This is a genomic window from Streptomyces tateyamensis, assembly GCF_003205575.1.
Classification (GTDB): Bacteria; Actinomycetota; Actinomycetes; order Streptomycetales; family Streptomycetaceae; genus Kitasatospora; species Kitasatospora tateyamensis.
The window spans coordinates 1-218 of sequence record NZ_PYBW01000349.1 but is presented as its reverse complement, the minus strand read 5'-3'; the positions used below and the strand labels follow the sequence as shown (position 1 = coordinate 218).

The following is a 218-nucleotide window of genomic DNA, read 5'->3' as shown; positions in this document are numbered from 1 at the left end:
GACCGAGGCGGCCAGCGTCGAGCCGAACGGCGCCACGGCGGACGTGACCAGCGGGACGATCAGCGCGGACGGCCGGTACGCCGAGTTCACCTCGCTCGACAACGACTACCGCGCGCCCAGCCAGGTCATGGTCCGCGACCTGGAGCACGGCAGCACGGTGCTGGTCAGCGCGGCGCCCGACGGCAGCGCGGCCGACCAGGACGCCTCGCTGGCCGGGC

Annotated in this window: 1 protein-coding gene; it reads left to right on the top strand. The window is 75.2% G+C overall.

The features are described 5' to 3' along the window. Positions 1 to 218 (top strand): hypothetical protein (locus tag C7C46_RS35685; RefSeq protein ID WP_181442693.1); only part of this gene is annotated, 218 nt, incomplete at both ends.